The organism is Pseudomonas sp. 1L-C-7-B-C1, assembly GCF_057291635.1.
Genome location: NZ_JBXAWH010000010.1, coordinates 53,288 through 72,164, shown reverse-complemented (window position 1 = coordinate 72,164; position 18,877 = coordinate 53,288). Strand labels below are relative to the sequence as shown.

The following is an 18,877-nucleotide window of genomic DNA, read 5'->3' as shown; positions in this document are numbered from 1 at the left end:
GTTGCGAACGTGTGAATCAGTGTATGACGCTCCGTCCGCACCTGCGAATGCGCCATTTCTAACGCTGGAGAAACGATGAACCTAGAAAGCAAATGGTTGGAAGATTTCAGTGCGCTGGCCGCGACCCGCAGTTTTTCCCAGGCAGCGGAGCGTCGATTTGTCACGCAACCGGCCTTCAGCCGGCGCATTCGCAGCCTTGAAGCGGCGCTTGGGCTGACGCTGGTCAATCGCTCGCGCACGCCGATCGAGCTGACGGCGGCAGGGCAATTATTCCTCGTCACTGCAAGGACGGTGGTCGACCAGCTCGGCGAAGTGCTGCGTCATTTGCACCACCTGGAGAGCGGGCAGGGTGAGGTCATGCAGATCGCTGCCGCTCACTCGCTGGCGCTGAGCTTCTTTCCGCGCTGGATCGCGCAGTTACGCAATGAAGGGCTGAACATTGCCACGCGCCTGGTCGCCACCAACGTCGGCGACGCGGTACACGCGCTGCGTGAAGGCGGTTGTGATCTGATGCTGGCGTTCTACGACCCCGATGCCGCGCTGCAGATGGACGCCGAGATCTTCCCCTCCCTGCATCTGGGCATGACCGAAATGCTGCCAGTCTGCTCGACAGACGAAGAGGGGCGGCCGCTGTTCGACCTGGAAGGGGAGCAAAGCGTGCCACTGCTGGCGTACAGCGCCGGTGCGTTTCTGGGGCGCTCGGTGAACCTGCTACTTCGCCAACGCAGCGTGCGCTTCACGACGATTTATGAAACGGCGATGGCCGACAGCCTCAAGGGCATGGCGCTACAAGGGCTGGGTATCGCGTGGGTGCCGCGGCTGAGCGTGACGGCGGAGCTCGAACGAGGCGAATTGGTTATCTGCGGCGGCACTCAGTGGCACGTCCCGCTGGAGATTAGGCTCTACCGCTGCGCGCTGGTTCGCAAGGCCAATGTCCGGCTGTTGTGGCGCAAGCTCGAAAGTGCGGCGGCACCAGATTCCCCATGACGAGGGCCGCTCCTGGGAATGCCGAAGAGCGACCCATGTTGCGTCAAGGAAACCTGTTCAGATGCTCAGCAATAATTTGCTTGTTCGCGTCGCTGTAGACATAGCAGTTGGAGCGTATTTTTTCGTGACTTTCGATGATATTCGTCTGGCACCACCATCCGCCTTTATAGAGAACCTCTGCGGCCTCATGAGTGCCACCGAGCATATGACCCAGTTCGTGCGCGGGTATTGCGAACGTTTCCAGTGATGCTATGCCCGTGTAGCTCTTGTCCTCACTCGCGCCCAGCGTATTCGAGTTGATCTTGTTCTGAGTTAACAACAGGTATTTGGTGGTCGCGTTGCGCTCCATGCCGTTGTTGATGACATGCCGATCCATCCTGTTCTTCCAGGCGTAATAGGTTTCGTCCACATCATCATTTTGATAAGCGAAGTCCGTGAGGCCCGGGACGTCCCGAATGAACGCCAGTCGCACATAACGATCGGTGAAACTTTCCAGATCCCTGATAAGCCAGGCGAAGTAATCCTGGCGCAATTCGTGGATGTTGTGATGTGAAAGGTCGTCGTGGAGAACCAGGTAGAGGGTTAACGGTTGTCTGGAGGGGTTATCGTTGGCCCACGCCTTGTGACTCAGCGCTAACGCGCAGAGCAGCAGCAGGCAACTTGTATATTTCTTGAGCATCGTACTCTTCCTTGAGTAGGTGGATTATTGTCGGGCCGTGTATAGCCCGACGCCGGATATCTAATAGCAACTGGCGTCGACAGGGAATCAGGATCGACGCCGATTGCAGTAGTCCTCGTTTGATTGGTATGAGGTACAAGTGCCGATCCTCTGCCGGACTTTTCCGTGCCGCCTGCCGCTATAAAAAACCTGGACGGTTGAACGTATGGGGGCTGTCATCCTGACGCTTTGCGGTATACTCCGCGGCCTTCGGCCGGTTCGACTGGTCATCATTTGTACGACAAGCCACGCCGGTTTTCCCGCGTGGCTTGTTGTTTTTAGCCGCGCCTGCGGGCGCCCGATGAGAGGCACGACGATGAGCGCACTGGTTGGCGTGATCATGGGCTCCAAGTCCGATTGGTCCACCCTTAGCCACACCGCCGACATGCTTGAAAAGCTCGGCATCCCGTACGAAGTCAAAGTGGTTTCGGCGCACCGCACGCCCGATCTGCTGTTCAAGTACGCCGAAGAAGCCGAAGGCCGTGGCATCGAGGTGATCATCGCCGGCGCTGGTGGCGCTGCTCATCTGCCTGGCATGTGCGCTGCCAAGACTCATCTGCCCGTTCTGGGTGTCCCGGTTCAGTCGTCCATGCTGTCGGGCGTCGACTCATTGCTCTCCATCGTGCAGATGCCTGCCGGTATTCCAGTTGCAACGCTGGCCATCGGCAAAGCAGGCGCGATCAACGCCGCGCTGTTGTCGGCCAGTATCCTGGGCGCCAAGCACCCACACTTCCACGCAGTGCTGAAGAAATTCCGTGCTGAGCAGACAGACAGCGTTCTGGACAATCCAGACCCACGCGAGGCCTGAGGTTTTCATGAAGATCGGCGTAATCGGTGGCGGCCAGTTGGGTCGCATGTTGGCACTGGCGGGCACCCCGCTGGGAATGAACTTCGCCTTCCTTGATCCCGCACCGGACGCCTGCGCCGCTGCGCTTGGCGAGCACCTGCTCGCCGATTACGGTGATCAGGAACACCTGCGCCAGCTGGCGAACGATGTTGATCTGGTCACCTTCGAGTTTGAGAGCGTACCGGCTGAAACCGTTGCCTTTCTGTCGCAGTTCGTGCCGGTTTACCCGAGTGCCGAAGCGCTGCGCATCGCCCGCGATCGCTGGTTTGAAAAAAGCATGTTCAAGGACCTCGGCATCCCGACGCCGGCGTTCGCCGACATCCAGTCCCAGGCGGATCTGGACGCTGCGGTGGCCAGCATCGGTCTGCCGGCCGTGCTGAAAACCCGTACGCTGGGTTACGACGGCAAGGGCCAGAAAGTCCTGCGCACCCCTGAAGACGTGAGCGACACCTTCGCCGAACTGGGCAGCGTGCCGTGCCTGCTGGAAGGCTTTGTGCCATTCACCGGCGAGGTTTCGTTGATCGCCGTGCGTGCCCGTGATGGCGAGACCCGCTTCTATCCGTTGGTACACAACACCCACGACAGCGGCATTCTGCGCCTGTCCATCGCCAGCACCGATCACCCGCTGCAGGCGCTGGCTGAAGATTACGCCGGGCGTGTGCTCAAGCAGCTGGATTACGTAGGCGTGCTGGCCTTTGAATTCTTCGAAGTCGATGGCGGCCTGAAAGCCAACGAGATCGCCCCGCGTGTCCACAACTCGGGCCATTGGACCACCGAAGGCGCCGAGTGCAGCCAGTTCGAGAACCATCTGCGCGCCGTTGCCGGGCTGCCGCTGGGTTCGACGGCCAAGGTTGGTGAGAGCGCGATGCTCAACTTCATCGGTGAAGTGCCGGCTGTGAGCGACGTGATCGCCATCGAAGACTGTCATCTGCATCACTACGGCAAGGCCTTCAAGGCCGGGCGCAAGGTCGGCCACGCCACGGTGCGCAGCAAAGACCGCACGACGCTGGATCGTCAGGTGAAGCAGGTCGAGGCATTGATCAAAAACTGATCACAGCGGTAGTCGGTCTTGACGGCCTCTGTGGGAGAGAGCTTGCTCGCGATAGGATTTTGTCCGCGACATCATGGCTGTCTGACCCAGCGAGATCGCGAGCTAGCTCGCTCCTGCAGTGTCCTTCATATCCTGTTGAACCATTTCGCCGGGCCGCCCCTCTCATAGCGTGTTGCCAATAGCTAGCTAGGTTATTGGCATATTCATTCAAACAGAGGGACATGGCATGGGAATCATCGGAACCATCTTCATCGGCTTGATCGTAGGTCTGCTGGCGCGCTTCCTGAAGCCAGGCGACGACAGCATGGGCTGGATCATGACCATCCTGCTCGGCATCTGCGGCTCGCTGGCCGCCACTTATGGTGGTCAGGCGCTGGGTATCTACCGCGCAGGCGAGGGTGCAGGTTTCCTCGGTGCACTTGTCGGCGCGATCATCCTGCTGGTGATCTACGGCATGATTAAAAAGCGTTAAGCACGCCTGGCCCTCTGCGCTATTGCTGCGCAGAGGGCTAGAATGCCCGGCACTCAACTCCTCCCGCCGAGCATCTCCAATGCGTCATCTCCTCTTCGTTTCACTGCTGCTGGTCTGCGGACTGGTACGCGCCGCTGAATTACCTGAAACCGACTGGCTAGAGCTAATGCCGAAGTCGGATCAGAAAGCCCTCGAAGCCATGCCCGAAATCGATCACAACTCGCCTGAAGGCCAGGGAACGTTCGACAGCAAGGGCGGTTTGAAGCAGAGCAAGGGCTTGCCTGCCGTCATGTACTCCACCAAAACCGTCGCGTCGATGAACGACAAAACCATTCGTCTGGGTGGTTATCCGGTGCCGCTGGAGACTGATGCGAAAGGCCACAGCACGCTGTTCTTCCTCGTCCCGTACCCGGGCGCCTGCATCCATGTGCCGCCACCGCCGCCGAATCAGCTGGTGCTGGTACGTTATCCGAAAGGCCTGAAGATCTCCGACATTTACACACCGTTGTGGGTCATCGGCACGTTGAAGGTCGAGAAGGTGAACAATGATCTCGCCGACGCCGCCTATGCGCTGGACGCGTCGAAAGTGCGTGTGGTGGTTGAGGCGGATTTGTAGTTCGCTGACATAGCGTGCAGATTCGATGGATCCGGCTCGATGCATTGTAGGACTGGCTTTAGCCGGGAAGGCGTCGGGTGTCACACCACAAAATCGAAGGTGCGCACGCAGGCCTCTTCCCGGCTGAAGCCGGTCCTACAAAATAGCGCAGTGTCGTCAGGCTTCTGCCAACGGCTCGGCCCAGATGCTGACGCTCAGCGCATGCATATCACCCGGTTTGAGCGTCACCACATCGGTCATGACGTTGGCTGTCTCAACACACACCATGCTTTTCCAGCCATCCGGCTGCATGTCATCGAAGGTTTTGGTCTTGTCGATCCACGGGTTCCAGACGATGGCCGATTGCGAACCCGTCGTCTGAATCTGAATCCGGCGTTCCCATTTTGGATCGACCACTGAGATCAGGTCGGGCGTGTCCTGATAAATACGGTCGGTCTCGCCGGTGAAGGTGATATCGCCCACCTGTACATTACGAGTTTCCCAACTTTCCAGAGTGTTCAGGTACTCCACGCCATCCAGCCCTTCGATGCTGATCTGGCTGACGTCACTGACCGCGAAATAGCTGTGCAGCGCCTGACTGAGCGTGACGTCTTCAGCGCCAGCGTTGAAGCTCACCAGGCTGACATTCAGCGCAGTATCCAGGCGGATGTGCAGCTTCAAGCCAACGGTGTGCGCCCACCCCGGCAAATGTCCTTCGGCCCGGGGCTGAATGAATTCGACAATCAACGCGTCGCCATCCTCACCCACGCCCATCAACTCCCAGTCGATCGCTCGAACTTCGCCGTGGGCCTTTGCCGACTCGTCGCTTGCACGCATGGCCTGCACGCTGGACGGATTACGCTGAAAATTGCCAAACCACGGCCAGCAGATCGGCATCCCGCCGCGAATAGGCTTGCCCGATTTGAACAGCGCGCCCGGGTTGGACCAAATCAGCGGCTCATCGCCGTCCACCTGGTAACTGATGATGTGCGCGCCTTGCTGGGCGATCACCAGTTCGGCCTGACCGTGGCGGATGCGCCAGCAATTAAGCTCACCGAGCTGGAAGGATTCGACGTTTGACGTAGGCATAGGGGTTCTCACTCGAAGGACAGTGACTGACTCAGACTGCGCCAAGCTTGATGAGTTTGTTGCGCAAAGCCAAGGGCGGGCACATCGGCCCCCCTTGGCTTACTGATCAGCGACGAGCCGGCACCGAGCGAGTACGGCCGCTGCCGTCGATGGCGACGAAAACGAACACGGCTTCGGTCACCTTGCGCCATTCGCTGGACAGGGGATCATCGCTCCACACTTCGACCATCATCTGAATCGAGCTGCGGCCGATTTCCAGGGTCTGGGTGTAGAACGACAACTGCGCCCCCACCGCGACGGGCACCAGGAACGCCATGCGGTCGATGGCAACCGTCGCCACACGGCCACCGGCCACCTTGCTCGCCATGGCAGTACCGGCAAGGTCCATCTGGGAAACCAGCCAGCCGCCGAAAATATCGCCGAAGCCGTTGGTTTCGCGGGGTAGGGCGGTAATCTGCAGGGCAAGATCGCCCTGCGGTATCGGATCTTCTTGTTCGAGCTCAATCATTATTGGGTCCCTCTGACCCATGACTCTACTAAGTCTTCATTTTGTTTAAAGGGAAACTCTGCGAAAACGACTTGGGCAAATGGTTTCGCACAACTTCCCTGAAGAGCCCGGTTGAGTCGCGGCCGGCGAGTATATCTGGCGCGCCGTCACGACACGACCGCCGCTTTTTCATGATGCCTTCGCGTCATTGCAATCCATGTGCATTTGTACGCAATTTGCTATCGTGCCGGACCGACCTGGCGCACTACGCCATTTTTGGCACGCAATTTTGATGCCCGATTAACTTTTCGAGTCGAGAAATCGCGTGTGAAGCCGTTACCCACGGTTGAGTCACCGTTGATTTTTCGCCCAAAGAGAGCCTCAAAAGAGAAGCCATTGTCATGTCCTCTGTGCCTTTAAGTGCTACGCAGCCTTCGCGCCCGCTGAACCGCAACGATTACAAAACCCTTTCACTGTCTGCCCTGGGCGGAGCGTTGGAGTTCTACGACTTCATCATCTTCGTGTTCTTCGCAGCAGTGGTAGGCAAGCTGTTTTTCCCCGTAGACATGCCCGAATGGCTGCGTTTGATGCAAACGTTTGGCATTTTTGCCGCCGGTTATCTGGCTCGTCCCCTTGGCGGCATCGTCATGGCGCACTTCGGCGATCTGCTGGGCCGCAAGAAAATGTTCACCCTGAGCATTTTTCTGATGGCCGTGCCGACGCTGATCATGGGCTTGCTGCCTACCTACGCGCAGATCGGCATCTGGGCTCCCATGTTGCTGCTGTTGATGCGCGTCATTCAGGGCGCCGCGATCGGTGGCGAAGTGCCTGGCGCGTGGGTATTCGTTTCCGAACACGTTCCCGCCCGTAACGTCGGTTACGCCTGCGGTACCCTCACGTCCGGTCTGACTGCCGGGATTCTGCTTGGCTCGCTGGTCGCCACCTGGATCAACAGCGTGTACTCGCCCGTTGAGGTATCGGACTACGCCTGGCGGATTCCTTTCCTGCTCGGTGGCGTCTTCGGTCTGATGTCGGTTTACCTGCGCCGCTGGCTGCACGAAACCCCGGTGTTCGCCGAGCTTCAATTGCGCAAGCAACTGGCTGAAGAAGTGCCGCTCAAAGCGGTATTGCGTGATCACCGTGGCGCCGTTGTGCTGTCGATGCTTCTGACCTGGCTGCTCTCCGCCGGTGTGGTGGTTGTCATTCTGATGACGCCGACCCTGCTGCAAAAGGCCTACGGTTTCGCACCCGCCGACACCCTGAAAGCCAACAGCCTCGCCATTGTTTTGCTGAGTCTGGGCTGTATCGGGGCGGGCGCGCTGGCGGATCGAGTCGGCGCGGGGCTGGTCTTCCTGTTCGGCTCGCTGGGCCTGCTGGTAAGTTCGTGGACCTTCTACCACATGATCGGCACGCACCCGGATCTGCTGTATCCGCTGTACGCGATTACCGGCTTGTTCGTCGGCACCATCGGCGCGGTGCCCTTCGTGATGGTCCAGGCCTTCCCGCCGGTTGTTCGCTTCTCCGGGCTGTCGTTTTCCTACAACCTGGCGTACGCCATCTTTGGCGGTCTAACGCCAATGGTCGTCAGCCTGATGTTCGCGGCCAACCCGATGGGGCCGGCGTGGTACGTGGCGATTTTGTGTGTGTTGGGAATGGGGATAGGTGTGTATTTGCTGAAGGCTAAACCGGGTATGCAGTCGTAGGCTGACAGATGTAGCCGCTGAATCAATCGCGGGCCAGATAATCTGGCCCGCGATGGTTATTACTCATCCTGCGGCGTCAGTCGTTACGGCTGCTTATTCCTCCTACGGTATTTCTACTGACCTGTGATACCCATCCTATTCTGGCCCTTCCTTGACGGCGAATATCGTCGCCGCAGATAACGACCTTCCCGCCACCAGGAATCTCTTCGGTGCGTCATTAATGAAGTTCTGATGACCATAAGAAAAATAGTCGCCAGCTTGCAATTGCGCGATCGGCTCATTTTCGACAAAGCTTCCATCGGAAGCTCCGACACGAGTGAACCGACCCAAAACTTGATAGCTATCACTCGAATTACCATACCAACCCAAGGTCTTGATCGTAAAAGGATCGCCTGCTAGCTCGTACGCGCTATACCAAATACGCTCAGGAAACAGTTTTGCAAAGTAAGACTCAACCGGTCTGCCTTCATTGAATTTTAGTTCCGGTTTACCACCAGTCGTAAAGTTTGCTAGCGTCGCATACGCCCTTGTCTCATCGTACGACTGCCCGCTGATAAAAAGATGCTTGCTTTTTTGAGTGAATGAACAGCTTGCTACCGCTTCTAGGTGACCTGACAAGTCGGCAAATCCGTCGCTGCCAAACGCTCTGTCTAGCCTACCATCGCTGTCGAAGCACACAATATAATGCGCTGCTGAGGGAGTTAAGAATGTTATGAATATTTTTTTATTACTGTTATCCAGCATGATGTCTATCGGATAGGCGCCATGACCATCCTTTTGTATTTCTACCATTTTAAAAGTTTCATCAAGCTTGCCCTCCGCTGTCAAACGCGCGAGGACAGAAGTCGGGTAGTCTTCTTTGTAGATTTGGGCCAACACTAAAGTTCGACCTTGGGCATCGACTCCGTAGAAGGCTCGCTCGGCAGGTTTGCTGATTGTCGTAACTAAGTCGACGATCCCATTGGTGCCGAAGCTTTTATCTACGGCCCCGTCGGGCATTAGTCTGATTATCATGGGTTGACGATAAGAACCTGCACCTTGTCGCTTAATAAGCTCACCGAAGACGATCAGCTTCCCATCCGAATGCTCATGCAAACAATCGAGCGCGGTGTAGTTTTTATCATCAAAAGCTACTTTAGCAAAACCCTCTGAACCAAAACTCGTATCCATCTCTCCTTTCTGATTAATACGTGCAATGGCTGCGTAATTGGGCGGCTCAGGCTCATCGAAAAATGTCTGCCAGGCAGTTACCCAGAATTTTGTCTGATCTTTGGCAGTAGGTACTATGCTGGTGGCGGTATTGAGCGTATTTCCTGGCGGCCTAAGTGTTAGCTTGCCATCGCCTTGCTTCGCAAAGGCCTCATCGTACTTAAGATATGGAATGGAGGGGTCCGGCCTGAACTCAGCTGAGTCAGCCAGATGTGGCGCTTCATCACGCATGCGTTGCGCTTCTAATCTCATCGCATTAATTAGATTATGGTCCATGAGTAAACCTCCTGAATGTGTGCAGTTTTACGGGGTGGCGAGTCTGCATTCTTAAGGCTAGGTGAGCGAATTTAATAGGCTATATTGAGTGGAAATAAGCTTCCTATTTTTATCGCGGATCCATAGGGATTTATGTTCAATTAATTAATTTTCTATGGCGTCGAATGCCCACGACCGGATAGGAATCCTCATACCTTCACTTTTTTGTCACAATTCAGTCATATCTTTAAGCCGCAGGCACGATTCCGCTGCAGCCAAACCGCAGGAGCAAGGCATGACCTTCAAACGTTTGATGACGGCGCTGACTTTCGTGGCGGCTGGCGTGGCTGTCGACAACGCGAGTGCCGCTGTCGACCCGGCGATCAAGCCCTACGTCAAAACCAGTGGCGTCTCCGGGAATCTGTCCAGTGTAGGGTCCGACACGCTCGCCAACCTGATGACGATGTGGGCCGAGGCCTACAAGAAAGAATACCCAAGCGTGAACATCCAGATTCAGGCCGCTGGCTCCTCGACAGCGCCACCTGCACTGACCGAGGGCACTGCGACGCTCGGGCCCATGAGCCGCAAGATGAAAGACGGCGAGTTGTCGGCCTTTGAGCAGAAGCGTGGCTACAAGCCTACGGCGATTCCGGTGGCGGTGGATGCGCTGGCGGTGTTCGTCCACAAGGACAACCCGATCAAGGGCCTGACGCTGCAGCAGGTTGACGCAATCTTCTCCGCGACCCGGCTTTGCGGTGCCAAGACCGATGCAAAAACCTGGGGCGATGTGGGCGTGACGGGTGATCTGGCCGGCAAGGCCATCCAGCTGTTCGGGCGTAATTCGGTTTCCGGCACTTACGGTTTCTTCAAGGAAGAGGCGCTGTGCAAGGGCGACTTCAAGCCCAACGTCAATGAACAGCCCGGCTCTGCGTCGGTGGTCAGCTCCATCAGCAACTCGCTAAACGGCATTGGTTACTCGGGCATTGGTTATAAAACGTCCAGCGTTCGCACTGTTCCCCTCGCAAAAAAGGAGGGCGGCGAGTATGTCGAAGACAACGAAGCCAACGCATTGAATGGCACCTACCCGCTGGCACGCTTCCTTTATGTGTACGTCAACAAGGCGCCGAACCAACCGTTGAATCCGCTCGAAGCCGAGTTCGTCAGATTGATCCTGTCAAAACAAGGTCAGGAAGTTGTCATGAAAGACGGGTACATTCCGTTACCAGCCAAGGTCGTCAGCAAAGCCTTGGCTGATCTGGGGCTACAAGAACGGTAGCGAGCACGCTGCCCAGACAACCCTGAAGCGGGGTGACAGGTTCGTCCCGCCACAAACGACAAAGGCCTTATGGAACGAGGCTCGCAGAACACTGAACAGTCCGTTGCCCCGATTCAGGAGCGGCGGGCTTTTTTGCGTCACCTCGCTGTCATGTATTTGTCATACAGAGTGGCTACGGTGTGCGCATGAATGATTTGGCCAATTCATCAATGACCGACAAACCCCGTCCCGAGCGCATCGATTTCAATGCGCCCGAGCTGCAACGCAAGCGCAGGATCCGTGCGTTCAAAGACCGCCTGACGCGTTGGTACGTGTTAGTGGGCGGTCTTGCCGTGTTGGCCGCCATCACCTTGATCTTCTTCTACCTGGCTTACGTCGTCGCGCCGTTGTTCCAGGGTGCGAAGCTGACGCGCAGCGATGCTCAAACGCCTGCCTGGCTGCAAGATGCCGGCGAGCCGATAGTGCTGGTCATCGAAGAGCAGAATCAGGTCGCCATGCGCGTGTCCGACAAAGGCGAAGCGCTGTTTTTCCATCTCAAGGACGGCGGCGAGATTTCCCGCGTGGCCCTGCCGATCCCCGCTGGCGCGAAAGTGACGTCGGTGGCCCAGGATCAGCCCGGCAAGCCTTTGATTGCGGTCGGCCTGTCCAACGGACAGGTGCTGGTGTTCAAGCACGCTTATCCGATCAGCTATCCCGACAACAAGAAAACCATCACCCCCACGATTACCTATCCCTACGGCGAGACGCCGCTGGTGCTGGACGAAGGCGGCCGGGCGCTTGAGCACGTCAATCTGAACGCCAGTGACACGACCCTGATTCTGGCCGGTGCAACCGGTACCCAACTGCACGTGCTGTCGCTGACCCAATCCGAAAACCTGATGACGGGCGACACCGATCGCGAGCAGAACCGCATCGATCTGCCGCAGCTGTCAGCAGCGGTCAAAGCCATTTATGTCGACCCGCGTCAGCAGTGGCTGTACGTGATCAATGGTCGCGCGCTGGTCGACGTGTTCGACCTGCGCGATCGCACACTGAACGGCCGCTACAAACTTCTTGAAGATGCCAATGCCGAAACCACTGCCAGCACGCAACTGGTCGGTGGCGTCTCTCTGGTGATCGGTAGCTCAAGAGGCAATATCGCGCAGTGGTTCATGGCCCGAGACGTCGATGGCGAGATGCGCCTGCAGCACATTCGTGATTTCAAAATGAGTGGCGCGCCGATCTCCCAGATCACCGCCGAGCAGCGCCGCAAAGGCTTCATTGCCATGGACACCTCCGGCAAGCTCGGCGTTTTTCACAGCACCGCCCACCGCACGCTGCTGATCGACCCGATAGCCAGCGGCCCGGCCGTCATGGGCCTGTCGCCGCGGGCGGATCGGATCATCGTTGAAGACAGCGGCAAGCTGCTGCCCATGAGCCTGAACAATCCGCATCCGGAGATCTCATGGAGCGCGTTGTGGGACAAGGTCTGGTACGAGAACTACGACGAACCCAAATACGTTTGGCAATCCACCGCATCCAGCAGTGATTTCGAGCCCAAGCTCAGCCTCGCGCCACTCACTTACGGCACCCTGAAGGCCGCGTTCTACGCCATGCTCCTGGCCGCTCCAATTGCTGTGGCTGCGGCGATCTACACCGCTTACTTCATGGCGCCGCGCATGCGCCGCAAGGTCAAGCCGATCATCGAACTGATGGAAGCGATGCCGACGGTGATTCTCGGATTCTTCGCCGGGCTGTTCCTGGCGCCCTATCTGGAAAGGCATCTGCCGGGCATCTTCAGCCTGCTGATCTTCACCCCCATCGGCATCTTGCTGGCAGGGTTTGGCTGGACGCGCTTGCCGGACTCGATTCGCCTGCGGGTACCCGACGGTTGGGAAAGCGCGATTCTGATTCCGGTCATTCTGCTGATTGGCTGGGTCTCACTGAGCATGAGCCCGCACCTCGAGAACTGGTGGTTCGGCGGCGACATGCGCTCGTGGATCACCAACGACCTGGGCATCACCTATGATCAGCGCAACGCATTGGTGGTCGGGATCGCGATGGGTTTTGCGGTCATCCCCAACATTTATTCCATCGCCGAGGACGCCGTGTTCAGCGTGCCGCGTGGCCTGACGCTCGGCTCACTGGCCCTCGGCGCCACGCCGTGGCAGACGCTGGTTCGTGTGGTGATTCTGACGGCCAGCCCAGGAATTTTCTCGGCGCTCATGATTGGGATGGGGCGCGCCGTCGGCGAAACCATGATCGTGCTCATGGCCACCGGCAACACGCCGATCATGGACATGAACCTGTTCGAAGGCATGCGCACGCTCGCGGCCAACGTGGCGGTGGAGATGCCGGAGTCGGAAGTGGGCGGCAGTCATTATCGTGTGCTGTTCCTTGCTGCCCTGGTGCTGCTGATGTTCACATTTGTCATGAATACCTTGGCAGAGCTGATTCGTCAGCGCCTGCGCAAGCAGTATTCGTCTCTTTAGGGCAGGTTGAAACCTATGAAGCAGACCTCCCTCAAGCGATGGTTCAACAGTGGCGGCCCCGGCGTCTGGTTAAGCGCGGGTGCGGTATCTATTGCCGTGATCATGACCATCGGTTTGCTGGCGGTGATCGCCGTGCGCGGGCTGGGGCATTTCTGGCCGGCCGATGTGATCTCCGCCCAGTACGACGTTCCCGGGCAGGAAAGCCACGTGCTGGTGGGCGAGCTGGTTCAGTCTGAACAAGTGCCGCGCGCCAGGCTCAAGGCCGCCGGGTTGCCGGTCCCTGATCAGGGGCCCGAGTTCATGACCCGCGATCTGTTCAAGGTCGGCAACCGGGACATCAGCCCAAGCGATTTCAACTGGATCATCGGCGAGTGGCTCAAGGATCATCGCAAGCCCGCGGAGTTGATGACGCTGGAGCGCCGCGAGTGGGGCAAATTCTACGGCTATCTGGTCAACGTCAAGGAAGACGGCAAAGTCGTCGCCGAAGGTGAAGCCGCATGGCCGCAACTGCAGGCGCGTATCGAACGGGTGCAGGGTATTTCCGATCAGTTGGACGACCTGGAGAAGGGCGAGATCGGCGCGATCAACCACGGCATCGAGCGGCTGCGTCTGCAGGCACGCAAGCTTGAGCTCAATGGCGAACTTGATGCAGCGGCTCAGGCCGACATGGCCACTGAGCGCGCTGAATATGACGCGCGTTACAAGGAAGTCGAATCGCGGCTGGGCGCGCTACACGCCGAATACAATCGTGACAGCCTGACGGCGCGTGACGCCAACGGCAAAGAAATCGAGATCAGCATCGGCAAGGTGGTCCATGCGTATCAACCCAACGCCATGGGCACGATGACCAAGCTGGGGTTCTACTTTCAGAAGCTTTGGGAGTTCCTCAGCGACGACCCGCGCGAGGCCAATACGGAGGGCGGGATTTTCCCGGCGATCTTCGGCACCGTGATGATGACGCTGATCATGGCCGTCATCGTGACGCCCTTTGGCGTGCTCGCCGCTGTGTATCTGCGTGAGTACGCGCGCCAGGGCGTGATGACGCGCTTGATCCGCATCGCGGTGAACAACCTTGCGGGCGTCCCTGCCATCGTCTACGGCGTGTTCGGGCTGGGCTTTTTCGTTTATGTGCTGGGCGGTTCTCTGGATCAGCTGTTCTTCCCCGAAGCCCTGCCTGCGCCGACGTTCGGCACACCGGGCTTGCTGTGGGCATCGTTGACCCTGGCGCTCCTCGCCGTGCCGGTGGTGATCGTTGCCACCGAAGAAGGCCTGGCGCGCATCCCGCTGACGTTGCGCGAAGGTTCACTGGCCCTGGGCGCGACCAAGGCCGAAACGCTGTGGAAGATCGTTTTGCCGATGGCCAGCCCGGCGATGATGACCGGCCTGATTCTGGCCGTGGCACGAGCGGCGGGTGAAGTGGCCCCGCTGATGCTGGTAGGTGTGGTCAAGATGGCGCCGTCGCTGCCGGTGGACGGCAATTACCCGTACCTGCACCTCGACCAGAAGATCATGCACTTGGGTTTTCATATCTACGACGTCGGTTTTCAAAGCCCCAACGTCGAGGCGGCGCGCCCGCTGGTGTACGCCACGGCGCTGCTGCTGGTGCTGGTGATTGCGCTGCTGAACCTGTCGGCGGTGACGATTCGCAACCGCCTGCGCGACAAGTACAAGGCTTTCGAAGACTGAGTCAGCGACACGCTTCAAGCGGCAAGCTGAGAGCCGCATACCGTATCAGCACCACACTTGCAGCTTGCGGCTTAAGGTTTGCAGCTACGATCGGAGTGAGACCATGCAACACGAACCCCACGCCCACGGCATCAACATGTCGGCCCTGGGTCGCAAGCGCCAGGTGCTGGATCTGGCGAACGAAGCCGTTGCGCTGGAAGTCCCGGGGCTGGATCTCTTCTATGGCGAGAAGCAGGCGCTGTTCGACATCCGCATGAACATCCCGAAACAGCGCGTCACCTCGTTCATCGGGCCGTCCGGGTGCGGCAAGTCCACCTTGCTGCGCACCTTCAACCGCATGAACGATCTGGTGGACGGCTGTCGCGTACAGGGCGAGATCAAGCTCTATGGCCACGACATCTACACCAAGGGCGAGGACGTCGCCGAGTTGCGTCGCCGGGTTGGCATGGTATTCCAGAAGCCCAACCCGTTCCCCAAGACCGTTTACGAGAACGTGGTCTACGGGCTGCGCATTCAAGGCGTGAACAAGAAGCGCGTGCTTGATGAAGCCGTCGAGTGGGCCTTGCGTGGCGCCGCCCTGTGGGACGAGGTCAAGGACCGCCTGCATGAGTCGGCGCTCGGACTTTCCGGTGGTCAGCAGCAGCGTCTGGTGATTGCCCGCACTATCGCCGTCGAACCCGAGGTGCTGCTGCTCGATGAGCCGTGCTCCGCGCTCGACCCGATTTCGACGCTGAAAGTCGAAGAGCTGATCTACGAACTGAAATCCAAATACACCATTGTGATCGTTACCCACAACATGCAGCAGGCGGCGCGCGTGTCGGATTACACCGCGTTTCTGCACATGGGCAAGGTGGTCGAATACGGGGACACCGATACGTTGTTCACCAATCCGACCAAAAAGCAGACTGAAGACTACATAACCGGTCGTTACGGCTAGCACGTGTTTCGTCAGCCTTGAACCACCGCGCAATCAATCGGACGGACACTCATGATCAAAGACAGCCATACACATCACATCTCCCAGCAGTTCAACGCTGAACTGGAAGAAGTTCGCAGCCACCTGCTGGAAATGGGTGGTCTGGTCGAGAAGCAGGTCAACGACGCGGTCACCGCGTTGATCGAAGCCGACTCGGGCCTGGCCCAGCGAGTGCGCGAGGTGGACGACCGGATCAACCAGATGGAGCGCAATATCGACGAAGAGTGCCTGCGCATTCTGGCCCGTCGTCAGCCTGCCGCCTCCGACCTGCGTCTGATCATCAGCATCTCCAAGTCGGTCATCGACCTTGAGCGTATTGGCGATGAGTCCACCAAGATCGCCCGCCGTGCGATTCAGTTGTGCGAAGAGGGTGAGTCCCCGCGCGGTTACGTCGAAGTGCGCCACATCAGCGATCAGGTCAGCAAGATGGTGCGCGATGCACTGGACTCGTTCGCCCGCTTCGATGCCGATCTGGCGTTGTCGGTGGCGCAGTACGATAAAAACATCGACCGCGAGTACAAGACCGCATTGCGTGAGCTGGTTACCTACATGATGGAAGATCCGCGCTCGATCTCCCGCGTGTTAAATGTGATCTGGGTCCTGCGTTCGCTGGAGCGCATCGGTGATCATGCGCGCAACATCTCCGAACTGGTGATCTACCTCGTGCGCGGTACCGATGTTCGCCACCTGGGCCTCAAGCGCATGCAGGAAGAAGTCAAAGGCCTGACCGCCGAAAGGATTAATGTTCTGGACAAGCCTGACGATAAATAAGATTGCCTGAGAAAAAACGCCTGGCGACCGCCGGGCGTTTTTGTTTCTCCGGTCTGCCCATATTTTTCAAGTCACCCGCGAATAAAAGTCCCGGTGTCGTCAAACAGTTTGGCAGCTGGCCACCCGCCAGCAAATGCTCGCCATTTACGGTGAACACGCCATCAGGAGCGTCGATGAGTAAAGTCAGTGTATTGGTGGTGGATGACGCACCGTTCATCCGCGATCTGGTCAAGAAAGGCCTGCGCAACGCCTTCCCGGGTATCGCTCTGGAAGACGCGGTCAACGGTCGCAAGGCGCAAGTGCTGCTCAGCCGTGAAGTGTTCGATCTGGTGCTGTGCGATTGGGAAATGCCCGAAATGTCCGGGCTTGAATTGCTGACCTGGTGCCGCCAGCAGGACAACCTGAAGACCATGCCTTTCATCATGGTCACCAGCCGTGGCGATAAGGAAAACGTGATTCAGGCGATCCAGGCTGGCGTATCGGACTTCATCGGCAAGCCGTTTACCAACGAGCAACTGCTGACCAAGGTCAAGAAGGCGCTGCACAAGGTCGGCAAGCTTGACGCGTTGATGTCCAGTGGCCCGGCCCGCGTCAATGCAGCGTTTGCCAATGACTCGCTCAGCGCCTTGACGGGTAACCGTCCCGAGGTCGTCAACACGGCACCTGCGGCTTCAACTGCATCGCAAACTGCTCAGTCTATGGTCCCGCCTGTGGCAAAAGCGGCTCCTTCCGCCGCACCTACCGGTCGTGGTCAGGGTCAGTTGCGTCTCCCAGGTGGAAACCAGCCCTGCGTGATCAAGGCGTTGACGCTCAAGGAAGCGTCGCTGCTGGTCCGCCGTGGCGAAGTCCTGCCGCAGATCCTTGAAAGCGCCGTGCTCGATCTGGAGCAAGGTGAAAACGCCGAGGTAGCGCGTCTCAATGGCTATCTGCACGCGATTGCCGCGTTCGAGCAGAAGCCGGACAGTGAGTGGCTGCAGGTCACTTTCCGCTTTGTCGACAAGGACACCCAGAAGCTTGATTACCTTTCGCGTCTGATTGCCCGTGGTACGGCGCAGAAGCACTTCGTGCCGGGTGCCTGATTCGCTGCGCACTCATGTGTGGGAGCGACCGGGTGGCGCTCCACCTTGCTCGCGATGAGACCGGTATCTCCGCTAAATGTGCAGCGGCCGGGCGTCCATCTTCGCGAGCAAGCTCGCTCCCGCGTTACCTAGCATAGAAATTGCAATTCCGATCGCGCCCTGTGCTGACGCGATTTCCTTGACGCTTCGTCTATTACCGATTGATTCGGATGAGTCCAATTGCGTCGGCATCGCTGTTAGGCTGGGCGCCAATCGTCCACTCACCAGGTCTTCCCGATGTTAGAGCGCATGCTGGTTGTCTGTGCCCTGCTGCTGGCCACGCAGAGCGCCGGGGCAGTCACGATCTATCGGTTCACCGATGCCAATGGCGTGGTGTCGTTTACCGACCAGCCCGTGCGCGGCGCGCAGGTGATGAAGCTTCGCGAGCGCATGGTCGAGCGCATCGACAGCCAGGTGCGTCTGAGCGTCAAAAAAGCCAACGGCAGCGACAGCCTGTATGTTCGCAATGATCTGTACGCGCCCGTGGAAGTCGAACTGCGTCTGGCCGGGGTGAAGAATGTGGTCGGCGTGTCGGATCAGGTCATTCGTCGTACCATTCCAGCGCGCAGCAACGAACGCCTCATCGCCCTCAGCCCGCAAGTCGCCAGCAAGGCCATGGCCTATAAGCCCAGCCTGCGATCAATCGTGGGTGACCCGCAGCGCGGTGTCTCAGCGAATGGATTTGCCTATCGCTATCCATTGCCGTGGGTGGGCGGGCCGTTTCGCATCAGTCAGGGTGCCAATGGGTCCTACAGCCACGTTGGCGCCAAGAGCCGCTATGCGATCGACATCGCCATGCCCGAAGGCACGCAGATCATTGCTGCGCGGGGCGGTACCGTGATCAAGACCGAAAATGCCCAGTCGGGCCGTGGCGCCAATCCGTCAGGCAACTTCGTGCGCATCCTGCACGACGACGGCACGATGGGCGTTTATCTGCATCTGCAGCAGGGATCGGTGAGCGTCAAGGAAGGCCAGCATGTGGCAGTGGGCGCGCCGCTCGGGCGGTCCGGCAACACCGGCAACAGCACCGGCCCGCATTTGCACTTCGTGGTGCAGCGCAATGTCGGGCTGGCGCTGGAGTCGATTCCGTACGAATTCTCGCAACCGGTCCAGAGCCTGCCCAACTTCGCGATTGGCGGGAATTGATCATCTGCTCTGACGGGCAG

17 protein-coding genes are annotated in these 18,877 nt (G+C 58.5%); 13 read left to right on the top strand and 4 right to left on the bottom strand.

The features are described 5' to 3' along the window. Positions 1 to 75 precede the first annotated feature (75 nt). Positions 76 to 987, top strand: coding sequence for a LysR substrate-binding domain-containing protein (locus AC0Z8Z_RS16275; RefSeq protein ID WP_205485494.1), 912 nt, complete (start codon positions 76 to 78; stop codon positions 985 to 987). Positions 988 to 1,030: 43 nt separating this feature from the next. Here the strand turns inward: AC0Z8Z_RS16275 and AC0Z8Z_RS16270 are convergent, their stop codons facing one another. Continuing rightward, positions 1,031 to 1,666, bottom strand: coding sequence for a hypothetical protein (locus tag AC0Z8Z_RS16270; protein WP_485619774.1), 636 nt, complete (start codon positions 1,664 to 1,666; stop codon positions 1,031 to 1,033). Positions 1,667 to 2,021: 355 nt separating this feature from the next. Here AC0Z8Z_RS16270 and purE point away from each other — a divergent pair, with 355 nt between their 5' ends. The 4 genes from purE (at position 2,022) to AC0Z8Z_RS16250 (ending at position 4,691) form a co-directional block, all read left to right on the top strand. Then, positions 2,022 to 2,513 (top strand): 5-(carboxyamino)imidazole ribonucleotide mutase, encoded by a 492-nt coding sequence (gene purE, locus AC0Z8Z_RS16265; RefSeq protein WP_074885928.1) that lies wholly within the window; start codon positions 2,022 to 2,024, stop codon positions 2,511 to 2,513. A gap of 7 nt (positions 2,514 to 2,520) precedes the next feature. Further along, positions 2,521 to 3,603 carry a 5-(carboxyamino)imidazole ribonucleotide synthase gene (locus tag AC0Z8Z_RS16260; protein ID WP_485619773.1) on the top strand — a complete coding sequence of 361 codons (1,083 nt, stop codon included), beginning with the start codon at positions 2,521 to 2,523 and terminating at the stop codon, positions 3,601 to 3,603. Between the two features lie 226 nt (positions 3,604 to 3,829). Beyond that, on the top strand, positions 3,830 to 4,075 hold the full coding sequence (locus AC0Z8Z_RS16255) for a GlsB/YeaQ/YmgE family stress response membrane protein (protein ID WP_037016790.1): 246 nt from the start codon (positions 3,830 to 3,832) through the stop codon (positions 4,073 to 4,075). A gap of 79 nt (positions 4,076 to 4,154) precedes the next feature. Next, a complete protein-coding gene (locus AC0Z8Z_RS16250) occupies positions 4,155 to 4,691 on the top strand; it encodes a DUF3299 domain-containing protein (RefSeq protein ID WP_237250117.1) in 537 nt (178 codons plus the stop codon). A gap of 156 nt (positions 4,692 to 4,847) precedes the next feature. On the opposite strand, the gene AC0Z8Z_RS16245 is transcribed toward AC0Z8Z_RS16250, so the two are convergent. Both AC0Z8Z_RS16245 and AC0Z8Z_RS16240 read right to left on the bottom strand, forming a co-directional pair. After that, positions 4,848 to 5,759: a D-hexose-6-phosphate mutarotase gene (locus AC0Z8Z_RS16245; protein ID WP_485619772.1), complete on the bottom strand. Its 912-nt coding sequence runs from the start codon at positions 5,757 to 5,759 to the stop codon at positions 4,848 to 4,850. A gap of 106 nt (positions 5,760 to 5,865) precedes the next feature. After that, on the bottom strand, positions 5,866 to 6,267 hold the full coding sequence (locus AC0Z8Z_RS16240; RefSeq protein WP_037016781.1) for an acyl-CoA thioesterase: 402 nt from the start codon (positions 6,265 to 6,267) through the stop codon (positions 5,866 to 5,868). 380 nt (positions 6,268 to 6,647) lie between these two features. Here AC0Z8Z_RS16240 and AC0Z8Z_RS16235 point away from each other — a divergent pair, with 380 nt between their 5' ends. Next, a complete protein-coding gene (locus AC0Z8Z_RS16235; protein ID WP_485619771.1) occupies positions 6,648 to 7,949 on the top strand; it encodes an MFS transporter in 1,302 nt (433 codons plus the stop codon). 135 nt (positions 7,950 to 8,084) lie between these two features. On the opposite strand, the gene AC0Z8Z_RS16230 is transcribed toward AC0Z8Z_RS16235, so the two are convergent. Continuing rightward, on the bottom strand, positions 8,085 to 9,434 hold the full coding sequence (locus AC0Z8Z_RS16230; protein WP_485619770.1) for an NHL repeat-containing protein: 1,350 nt from the start codon (positions 9,432 to 9,434) through the stop codon (positions 8,085 to 8,087). Positions 9,435 to 9,708: 274 nt separating this feature from the next. On the opposite strand from AC0Z8Z_RS16230, the gene AC0Z8Z_RS16225 reads away from it, so the two are divergent. The 7 genes from AC0Z8Z_RS16225 (at position 9,709) to AC0Z8Z_RS16195 (ending at position 18,857) form a co-directional block, all read left to right on the top strand. Continuing rightward, complete coding sequence (locus AC0Z8Z_RS16225; RefSeq protein ID WP_485619769.1) at positions 9,709 to 10,689, top strand: phosphate ABC transporter substrate-binding protein PstS family protein; 981 nt, start codon at positions 9,709 to 9,711, stop codon at positions 10,687 to 10,689. A gap of 185 nt (positions 10,690 to 10,874) precedes the next feature. After that, the gene (locus AC0Z8Z_RS16220) at positions 10,875 to 13,160 is read left to right on the top strand and encodes an ABC transporter permease subunit (RefSeq protein ID WP_485619768.1); all 2,286 of its coding nucleotides are present in this window, start codon (positions 10,875 to 10,877) and stop codon (positions 13,158 to 13,160) included. Positions 13,161 to 13,175: 15 nt separating this feature from the next. Beyond that, a complete protein-coding gene (pstA, locus tag AC0Z8Z_RS16215) occupies positions 13,176 to 14,846 on the top strand; it encodes a phosphate ABC transporter permease PstA (RefSeq protein WP_485619767.1) in 1,671 nt (556 codons plus the stop codon). Positions 14,847 to 14,949: 103 nt separating this feature from the next. After that, the gene (pstB, locus tag AC0Z8Z_RS16210) at positions 14,950 to 15,783 is read left to right on the top strand and encodes a phosphate ABC transporter ATP-binding protein PstB (RefSeq protein ID WP_065988194.1); all 834 of its coding nucleotides are present in this window, start codon (positions 14,950 to 14,952) and stop codon (positions 15,781 to 15,783) included. 51 nt (positions 15,784 to 15,834) lie between these two features. Beyond that, positions 15,835 to 16,593 carry a phosphate signaling complex protein PhoU gene (gene phoU, locus AC0Z8Z_RS16205; RefSeq protein ID WP_122534192.1) on the top strand — a complete coding sequence of 253 codons (759 nt, stop codon included), beginning with the start codon at positions 15,835 to 15,837 and terminating at the stop codon, positions 16,591 to 16,593. Between the two features lie 173 nt (positions 16,594 to 16,766). Then, entirely contained in the window at positions 16,767 to 17,672 is a 906-nt protein-coding gene (locus tag AC0Z8Z_RS16200; RefSeq protein WP_122534191.1) for a response regulator, read from the top strand. 276 nt (positions 17,673 to 17,948) lie between these two features. Then, positions 17,949 to 18,857, top strand: coding sequence for a peptidoglycan DD-metalloendopeptidase family protein (locus AC0Z8Z_RS16195; RefSeq protein WP_485619766.1), 909 nt, complete (start codon positions 17,949 to 17,951; stop codon positions 18,855 to 18,857). Positions 18,858 to 18,877: the final 20 nt, after the last annotated feature.